A 10483-nucleotide genomic window follows, 5' to 3' on the forward strand; every position below is an offset into this window, starting at 1 on the left:
TAAGTCTGCTTAGGCTATTTTTTAAATAACAAAATAACACCGCTCTTAACCTTTTTAATATCCAACTATTAAACCAATCATTTCTAAAGCTATTCCCTCATCTTAAAAAACCCAACCCCTTAATACCCAAAACGAATATAGTAATAACGTTTTGCTAAGTGAGAGTGTGCTTAAAATACCCGATAATAGCCCGACATAACATATAGCCAAAAAATGACTATCATTGTAGTTGTATTAATTGACAGGGTAATCATATGAACACATTCCCACTATTTTTTAAGCTTGAAAATCAACCTATTGCCATTATTGGTGGTGGTGAAGTAGCGTTGCGAAAAGCAGATTTGCTACGCCGAGCGGGGGCGTGTTTGACCATTGTCGCCCCTATAATTAGTGAGGATTTGCAAGCCCTGTTAAGCAATGACATCAATACCATCAATGACAAAGCGACAAACAATCAACCAAATCATCAGCTTATTTATGCCGATTATGATAAACAGTATTTAGTTGGCAAACGTATCATCATTGCAGCGACGGACGATAAGGCATTAAATCGACAAATTCATGCCGACGCACAAGCATTAAACATTCCAATTAATGTGGTCGACACCCCTGAGTTATGCGATTTTATTTTTCCTGCGATTGTTGATAGAAACCCCATCGTTATTGGTATCTCGTCCAATGGTAAAGCCCCTGTATTGGCACGTCTGCTAAGAGCTAGACTTGAATCATTAATACCACAAGGTTACGGTAAGCTGGCAAGTTTGGCAGGGGATTTTCGTCAGCAAGTCAAAGCTAAAATCCCAACTTTAACCGCTCGCCGACAGTTTTGGGAGCGAGCATTTGAGGGCAAGGTCAGTGAGCTGATTTTTGCAGGTAAAGAGAGCCAAGCCAAAGCTCAGCTTGAGGCTGATTTAGAGCATGCCAGCACTGCTTATGCCCAATCACATCAAGCCAAATCTGGACAAAAGCCCAAGCAAAAACCTAAACAACAAGATAAGCAACAATTCAAACAGCAAACTGTCGGTGAAGTTTATTTGGTTGGGGCTGGTGTTGGTGACCCTGAGCTACTCACCTTTAAGGCGTTGCGACTTATGCAACAAGCGGATATTGTATTTTATGATGCACTGGTATCGCCACAAGTGTTGGACTTGTGTCGCCGAGATGCTGATAAGGTATATGTCGGCAAAAAACGCAGTAATCATGCAGTAGCACAGCAAGGCATTAATGAGCTATTGATACAGCATGCCAAAGCAGGAAAACGAGTGGTGCGTCTAAAAGGTGGTGACCCGTTTATTTTTGGGCGAGGCGGTGAGGAAATTCAGGCATTGCGTCAGGCAAATGTTGCGTATCAGGTCGTTCCGGGGATTACTGCCGCCAATGCTGCCGCCAGTTATGCAGGGATTCCGTTGACCCATCGTGACCATGCTCAATCGGTGCGGTTTGTCACTGGGTTTTTAAAGGCAGGTAAAGAAAATAATGGCTTTGATAATCTGCTTGCCCCCAATGAAACGGTGGTGTTTTATATGGGATTAAATGCCCTTGAACGCTTGACCCAAGGGCTAATCAAAGCAGGCAAGCCAGCTGATACCCCGATTGCGATTATCTCGAATGCTAGCCTGCCCAATCAGCAAGTATTGACAGGCACACTAGAAAACATTGTACAAAAACAAACAGTTGCTAATCTGCCCACCCCTGCCCTATTGATTATGGGTGAGGTAGCATGTTTGCATGATGAGTTGGCATGGTTTGGTGAGTCGCCTGCCTCTCAAGATAACTTAGTTGATGAGCAAGATATGCTAATAGCTTATCCTAACGCCACGCCACAAGTTGCCCATGCGTTAAATATGGTGACAGTTATGGAGGAGTTGGCGGAGGGGTAACTCAAAAAATTGTTTAATTTTAACTGCTGATACTTCATAATTAAGTATGGTTAAAGCTAATCTAGTGCTATTATTGATGCAAACTTATATTGATATTATTGCTCATAACTTTATTTATAAAGTTATCATTATTGGTTAGCATAATGACATACTGGATAAAAAATAAAACTTCTACAAACAACCCACTTAAGCTTATTAAGAAGTTATCACGTATATTGATTGTCACAATCATGATACCTGCCTATGCCCACCAGCAAAACAATGACTATCAAAATCAAACCACACAAAGAGTACAACAATTTATTAATTACAAATATAATCATGACGAAAAAAAATCTGAAATGATATTTAATGAATGCCTTATACAGCCAAGTGATATGGATTTATATTATCAACTATCCAGTCAACGATATAATGAAAACAATGAACAGATGCTTAAAGACACCTTGGAGAAAACAACAAAAATTTTAAGAAATCAAGAATATTATCAGAGATTAACGCCTGCTCAGATTAAGCTAGCAATAGAGATGCATAATTATGCAAAAACATCACTATTGCGTTTAAAAGCGATTGCTCTTTTAAAATCAGGACCCAATAATAGCTCCCTTCCAAATTTTGAAGATAACAATCAGGAATCCGATTTTTACGAAAAATTAGAAGCTTTTCTAGCCAGCACAGAAAACACTCCAGAAAATAAACAGCCACCAACTAATACAGCTACTTCAAATTATCCCTATTTTCTCGAAGCAATGATTGAACCTAGTAATTTAACATATATAACTAAAAATCTTATTCATACTAAAAAACTTACCTATAATTTTGCCACTCAAGCAAACAGGGAGCTTAAAGACTGGCAACCCTTTAACTTACAGCAACAACAAGATATAAAACTGGCACTCGATAAGTATACTGATATCACAGGTATCAAGTTTGTTGAGGATAAAAACAATCCTAATTTAACTTTTTATTTGGATGATTTATCTATTCGAAATAATCCAAGTGTTGACGCATACGCTAATATTAGACCACCTGAAGTCCATTTCAAAACAAGTATGTATCATCAAGCCAATTCTTTTAATATAGGTACAAGAGGCTTTCATGTTGCATTACATGAAATTGGACATATTTTAGGTTTAAAGCACCCTGATGAAGAGCCTGCTCTACCCTTTCTCGAGCAAGAAGGCTCTGTCATGTTTCATACAAGCAATGACAATGACAAGGGCGAAAATCTAAAACTATTTGACATCATTGCTTTACACTACTTACATGGTATTAATCCAAATCTAAGAACAGATAATAACAGCTACAGCTTTGATGATACTTATATTTGGGATAGTTCAGGTATTGATACCTTTGATGCAAGCAACTCACCTGTCTTTAGTACCATTGACTTAAATCAGGGAGGTTGGTCATATCAAATGACCAAAGCCGATAATATAACCTCTGACGGTCAAAGCCTAATCGGTTATCATAGTCATATAGAAAATGCTAAAGGAGGGCGATGTAACGATACCTTAATTGCTAATGAGTTGCCTAATGCACTCATGGGTGGAGAGGGACAAGATACCTACATCATACATGATTATGATAATGGAAAAAGTAGGATATTTAAAACACCAGAGCCATCAGGTATTGATACCATCATTGATGATGATAGCGATAGTATTGTCGTCATTAATGGTATTATCCCAGACCATCTCACTTCAGTAAATGATACTTTATTTTTTAATGACAATGGAGCAGGTGTAAAGGTAAATTTTGATAAAGTTCAAACTTGGGAAATTAATAGCCAAAAATATTCCAGTAACGAATTAATCACTATGCTAAAAAATAAGCATAAATAATAAATGAACCAATAAAAATCAACAAAATCTATTGCTAAGTAATAAGAAAAATTAAAATAATTATTTTTTATATTCAACTATATATTGAACAATTACAAAATCATGACTGTTTTTATATATTAATAATTACTATACCTCTGTTTATATACTTTCCTTCATTAAATACCTTATCAAAAAACCCAACCAAACATTTATATTCACACGACAACTGTTGTCACTTAATTTAACTTTAAAGATGATTGATGTTTAGTTTTAGTTTATGATGGGCTTAATAAGCAACAGTAAACCCTATTATTAAATTAGGACAACATTAAATTAGGACGACATCAGCATGACTAATAATTTACATGACAATGAAACGAGCACACTATCTTATGCCACTCCTGACAACCAGTTTCATTGGTCAAAAAAACAGCAAAAGATTTTAGATGACTACCGAGCCAATCGCTTTGCTCAGGCATTGGCGTATCAACCTAAAGTGGATAATACACCCATTCAAGCCAGTGATATAAAAGCCACAACTTTACAACAAGAACAATGGCTTGCCCTTGCTAATGAGTGGATACAAGCAGACGATGACGCATTAATAGATTATCAAAACTGTGCCGAACAGTGGCAAACACATTTAAATTTAAATTCCTCAGATTATAGCTTTACTGTAAATATCATTGATTGTTTATTTGCTAAGTTATCTCTATCCAAACAAATCAGCTTTACGGCAATATTAGCCAGTTTACAAGACCCCATTTATATACGGCAACTTTGTGAAGGTCATCGACAAACGCTATTTTATATTCAAGCCCGCATTCATCAGCTAAAACAGCAGTCACCTAAAGAATATGAAATGTTATTTAACCGCCATCAGCAGTTGTTACCAGCTTTACGGGCGTTTTATTTTTTAGCTGATGTGCCTTATCCTCGGCAATCTTTTGAGCATATAAAGCGTCCATATTGGGAAGGTGCCCCCTCCATTCAGATTTTATTTATTCATCATACTTATAATTCAGCGGTATTTGTTCCTGCTTATAAGCAAGCAGTAAGTAGTAAAGCATTTAAAGACAGTGATACCCTACCACCCTTATTAGATTTTATTGCTCTATCGCTATCTGATGCTGAGGACAAGACTCAGACTGACACTAAAGAGAAGGACGAGCAAGCGTTTGCCTCTATTGCTACCTTACTAAATCATAAGTTCAATGATTACCGTTCCCCCAATCAAGACCATTCCTATAAAAATCTACGGCAAGTATTTAAGGTATTGCAAGATTATCATCATGAGCACTATCTAACATGGTTGCTTGAGCGTATCTATAATAATAATTTTAGTAAGCTAATAGCCGTTTGGGTTAATCACTATCCTATATTCACAAACCTAAAAATGCTTGAGTGTTTAAATACCCTATATACAGCAATCAATGACTGTCCTGACTTCTCACAAATGACTAAAAAGCTGATAAAGGCACAGTATTATAAGAAAAAACAAAAATATGATTTTCTCGTCTATCGTGCTGAGCACTTGTTACCAATTATCAAACATACCTTGACCGATATATTGATCAATAAGCCCACAGATTTTGAAAAAATTGAAATGCTATACATGAAGCAAGACAACAATAAACAAGTCACCAAACCAGATACACAGCAAACAACAGACACTCAAACATCTGCAAACTGTTATCATGTTGCCCCAATATTTGCTGAAGTTCGAGATATGATAGCCAGTACACAGTCAGCAACTACCTCGCCCAGTGATGACAATAATAGTAATGGCAGTGATACTAACAAAGCTGACGATACGAACGAAAAACAGGCACAAGAGCAACTACAAAATCAATCACAAATGCTATCAGAATGGCTGACCACCCCACCTTGGTCTTATAAAAAATATCGCCTACAAGCACCAAAATTACCTGAGCATTTATCCATTCATGGTTTTCCACGTCCGATTTTACAAGTTGATGGCAGTGAATTGGCATTGCCATTATTTGAAAATCTATTGGGTATCTTGATTAAATCCAATTTTAAAAAATGGATTAAACCACTCACTGATGCAGATATGCAGGCAATCTTATCGCCCTTTACTCGAACGTCATTAAATGACTTGGGGCAAGCATTGTGGGACGTAGGTATCCCTGAGCCGTGGGGGTGGCTGATGAATGCAGAGGCATTGCCGACTATTGAGTCCCTACGGAAACAAAAACACCGTGACTTAATCCGTATGATGAAAGCCAATATTGAGCTTTGGTATGAGATTGAGTTACAGAACAATCAACGTAAGCAAAATAATCCGTCATTAAAATTTGCCCATAGTGCGGATATCAGTGCAATAGTGAACGAATTGTTATATCAGTATGCTAAAAGTAAGTCACACTTTCGCACGCTGATTAAACAAGCATTGGCTGATATTTGTGAAATTACCTCACTGTCATTAATAGAATTGCGAGATTTGGCAGTGCCATGTTTGGGCTTTGATACTCAAGGCGAGCGTCATTTTGATTTAGATGAAGCGGGCAATCAGCGATTAACGCTACGTTTAGACGCTCATTTATCGCCATTATTATTTGATGAGCAGGGGCAGTTATTAGACAGTTTCCCTCGTGCCAAAAAAGGCGATGATAAAGAACGCTTTCGACAAGTCAATAATGAGATTAAACAGCTTAAAAAGCAGTTGGATAAATTATACAAAACATTAAATCAACGATTTGAGCAAGAGTTAGAAAAAGCCCATCACCGCCAGCCTTTATTTATGTATGAGTATTTTTGCCATCACCCAATATTACAAAAATATGCACAGAATTTGTTATGGACAGTCACTATTCGCCCTGATAAACCAAACAATGCTGATGAGGCGAAACAAAGTAGCGATGATGAGGACGAAGCAAAATCATTCTCCGCTGGCTTGTATGCTGATAATCCGCTCAACCATACGTTTATTATGGCAGAGGACGGCAGTTTTATTAATGCTGACTATGATGAGATTGCCCCTGAGCAGTTTGCAGAATGGCAGAAAAAGTGGCAACAAAATGAGAAGCAAATGCAATATTGTGTGATATTTACTTACCCCAGCTATATAAGCCAATCACAGTTAGATTCATGGGTAGAGCTATTGGCTGACCATGCCATCGCCCAACCGATTGAGCAGATAAATATACCCTGTCTGCGTGCCACCGATGAGGAAAAGAGTTTGGGTAAAATCACTCGCTTTGATGACTGTTATTTTCATATTAATGAGCTGGTTGCTCAGCTAAAAGAGGTTGCAGGTGGTGGTTATTATTTTAGAGAGATTAAAGATAACTCGTTGGAAATAAGCAGCGTAGTAGAATTTAGCAATGAGCCTGAATTATATGACGATCAACTTTATTCCAGAAAAAATAAGCGTTTTGGTGAAGATAATTATCTGTATATTCGCTTATCTGAGCCCTTTCCCGCCTACTCATATAGTGAGCAACACGGTAGAAATATGCCTTTTTCTATGCTTAGCCAAAAGGTGCAGATAAAACCTATTGATATTTGTGATAAAAATCCACTTATTATTAGTAAGGTATTGCTGGCATTGTCCTCTATCGCTAAATGCTAACACAATGAATCAGCATAACCATCATTTATTTATCATATAGTCAGCGAAGTTATAAACTGGTACAAGGCAGGCGAGTGCAGATAGTACGGTTGTACAGCAAGCGAGCCTAACACCGTAACAGTTATCAAGTTCGTTGACTATACAACTAAAAAAAGGACTAAAAATGGTCAATAACAATGAGATAAAAAGCAATACCACAGGTATTCCACAGGCACTATTATCAACCGACTGGCAAAAAACCACCCGTAAACGCAATATTATATTGAATGAAACGGTGTCACGCTGTGCCAGCAATCATACAACATCAGTTTCAACATCAGCCTCAACATCGGATAAGCAAGATAACACAGAGGATAAACAACAAGTTCCCCTAGTTGATGCACTCACTGCCCCCGTTATCGCCAGCACAGGTGAGCCACTGCCCAGTGATGCCTTTGAGCAGTTGTTATTAATGCTTAAATTCAGCTCGTTGGATAAGCCCATTATCACTTTATCCTCCGTATTACCTGCTTTTACACCCGAATCACTGGCGACACTTGCCAATGAGCTATGGGACGACTATGAGGACACCAGTGGCAGGGACAAAGACAGTTGGTTTGATAGTTTTGATAAAAATAAACGCTGGTTTATGACCGCCTCAGCATGGCTGGCAGATAAAAGTATTGCCGATAAGGTTTGGCAATTTATTAAAGACTATGAATCCATGCCTACCCAGCGTGGCTCCATCACCCACAGCTTTAAAGTATTGGCAACGCTTGCCAGCAACTATCCTGATAGTGAGCGTGCCGAAAAGTCATTGCAAATGCTGATAAAAATCAGCCAAAAAGCCCGCTCTACACTACGTCCACATGCCGACAAAGCATTGAGCCATTATGCCAAATGCTTAGGCTTAAGTACTGAGCAGTTGGCAGATAAATTGTTGCCCGATTTTGGCTTGGATAAATACGGCACATTGGTGGTTGATTATAATCCCCATCAGCCAGATTCACGCAAAATTACCGTCAGTCTAACCGATGATTTAACCTTTGCTTATCATGATGAAACAGGTAAAACGTTTAAAAATCCACCCAAAGCAGGGAAAAATGATGATGAAAATGCCGTCAAAGAATTTTTGGCTCAGCACAAACTGGATAAAAAACAGCTTAAAGAGTTGCGTAGCAATTTGCCCAAAAGACTAGAGCAAATGATGATAGAGCAACGGGCATTATCCTTATGCGATTTTATGGATTATTACGTCCATCACCCCATCATGGCACAGTTAAGCAAACGGCTACTATGGCAAGTACAGCTCACAGATAAGGATAAAAACAATAAACGCCAATTATTTTGGCTAAGTGAAAGCCTTGAGTTGCTTGATGCTGAGGATAATTTGCTTAGTGAAGGTATATTAAAAAATAGCTTAATGGCTAACAGTGATAACAAAAATAATGCTAAAGGTGCTAAAAAAGACACGCCTCAATCGGTAGCAACCCCAACAGTAACAATAACTCTCGTCCACCCCATTTTGTTAAGCAAAGAACAACTTGCAACTTGGTCAGAGCAGTTTAATGATTATCAAATCATACAGCCATTTGCACAGCTAGCCCGTCCTGTTTATTCTCTGAGTGATAAAGAAAAATCAACGGGTGAAATACACCGTTTTGATAATGATACCTTTGCCACAGGCAGTGTCATTGGTTTACGTTCTGGCTCTCAAAATTGGGAAGTCATACAGTATCGAGGTGGTTATTGTGGTGCTTATGACAAGGTGATAAATGGGCATAAATTGTCCATCACCTTGCAAGAGGGCTATCCTTTGTATGAAGGTGTACCAAAACCTGATAATGGGCAACAAATAGAGCCTTTATTAGTACCGCAAGATATTGATGATATCACTGCCAGTGAATTTTTATTGGCCGTTGATTCGATGGTCAGACTATAAGGACTATAAGCTAGTAGGCTAGCGATTTAATTGGCAATACTTGATTGGCTATATTGGCATAAATAAAAAAACTGACAATTAGGATTTACCATGTCTAGTAAAAAACACACATCAGAGCAAACAACAGCACAACTATCAGAGCAGACAGCACAGCAACAGCAACGCCCGCCTGCAGAAGTGCGTTATGCCAATGAATTGCAACGCCTGCAAGAATATGACCAGACACAACAAAAAACACAGCCCAGACCCACACCACAAGGGTGGCAAATGTCGATGTTGGCAGTGCGAGATTTTATTTTGGGCAATACCTCGCTTGATATTGAAAAAAAACTGGTCTGTCCACCGAGTATGATAGAGCGAATATTGGTAACGCTTGCCAGCCAGCGGGCATTATTGCTTATCGGTGAACCCGGTACTGCCAAATCCATGTTATCTGAGTTATTGGCAACTGCCATCAGTGGTAACAGCACCTTGACGGTACAAGGCAGTGCTGCCACCAGTGAAGACCAAATTCGCTATGGCTGGAATTATGGCTTGCTACTAAACGAAGGTCCTAGCACTAAGGCGTTGGTTGCCTCACCTGTCATGCGAGCCATGCAAGAGGGCAAAATTGTCCGCTTTGAGGAAATTACTCGTTGTCCGCCAGAAGTGCAAGATGGCTTGTTATCCATATTATCTGAGCGTCTATTAATGGTGCCAGAATTGGCAAATAATGATGAACACGCCACCATTTATGCAAAGGCTGGTTTTAACTTGATTGCCACTGCCAATACACGTGACAAAGGGGTCAATGAGATGTCTGCCGCCCTAAAACGGCGTTTTGCCTTTGAGACGGTGTTTCCCATTGCCCATATTGACGATGAAATGAGTTTGGTAAAACGTCAAGTCATGCAATTATTAACCGAGCAAGGCATTGATACTGCCCCCTCTGATGAGGTGATTCAGATTTTGGTTACCATGTGCCGAGAGCTACGCACAGGCATAAAAACCTCGGGCAATGCCATTGAAAAGCTATCGACTACGCTAAGTACTGCTGAGGTGGTCAATGTCGCACAAGCGGTATGTTTGCATGGTTATTTTTTACGTGGCGATGCAGGCTCACCTGCTGATATTTTAAATGCCATGCTTGGCTGTGCCATCAAAGATAACAATGATGACAAGCTTAAGTTACGCCGTTATCTTGACCACCACGCCAAACAACGCCCAGAATCTGGCTGGCAGGATTTATACCAATCCCGATTAGAGTTATTGGGATAATTGG

At 39.0% G+C, this 10483-nt stretch carries 5 protein-coding genes; all 5 read left to right on the top strand.

Translation table 11 applies throughout. From position 1 onward, the window contains the following. Nucleotides 1–254 precede the first annotated feature (254 nt). The 5 genes from cobA to FHK88_RS04185 all read left to right on the top strand — a co-directional run bounded on the left by cobA (nt 255) and on the right by FHK88_RS04185 (nt 10479). Complete coding sequence (gene cobA, locus FHK88_RS04165; protein WP_227429509.1) at nt 255–1880, top strand: uroporphyrinogen-III C-methyltransferase; 1626 nt, start codon at nt 255–257, stop codon at nt 1878–1880. A 143-nt stretch (nt 1881–2023) separates the two neighbouring features. Continuing rightward, nucleotides 2024–3724, top strand: coding sequence for a matrixin family metalloprotease (locus FHK88_RS04170; protein WP_227429510.1), 1701 nt, complete (start codon nt 2024–2026; stop codon nt 3722–3724). 331 nt (nt 3725–4055) lie between these two features. Continuing rightward, nucleotides 4056–7301: a DUF4132 domain-containing protein gene (locus FHK88_RS04175; protein ID WP_227429511.1), complete on the top strand. Its 3246-nt coding sequence runs from the start codon at nt 4056–4058 to the stop codon at nt 7299–7301. A gap of 163 nt (nt 7302–7464) precedes the next feature. Then, nucleotides 7465–9222 carry a DUF4132 domain-containing protein gene (locus FHK88_RS04180; RefSeq protein ID WP_227429512.1) on the top strand — a complete coding sequence of 586 codons (1758 nt, stop codon included), beginning with the start codon at nt 7465–7467 and terminating at the stop codon, nt 9220–9222. A 90-nt stretch (nt 9223–9312) separates the two neighbouring features. Then, the gene (locus FHK88_RS04185; RefSeq protein ID WP_227429513.1) at nt 9313–10479 is read left to right on the top strand and encodes an AAA family ATPase; all 1167 of its coding nucleotides are present in this window, start codon (nt 9313–9315) and stop codon (nt 10477–10479) included. Nucleotides 10480–10483: the final 4 nt, after the last annotated feature.

It is taken from the genome of Psychrobacter sp. I-STPA6b (genome assembly GCF_020662265.1).
Classification (GTDB): domain Bacteria; phylum Pseudomonadota; class Gammaproteobacteria; order Pseudomonadales; family Moraxellaceae; genus Psychrobacter.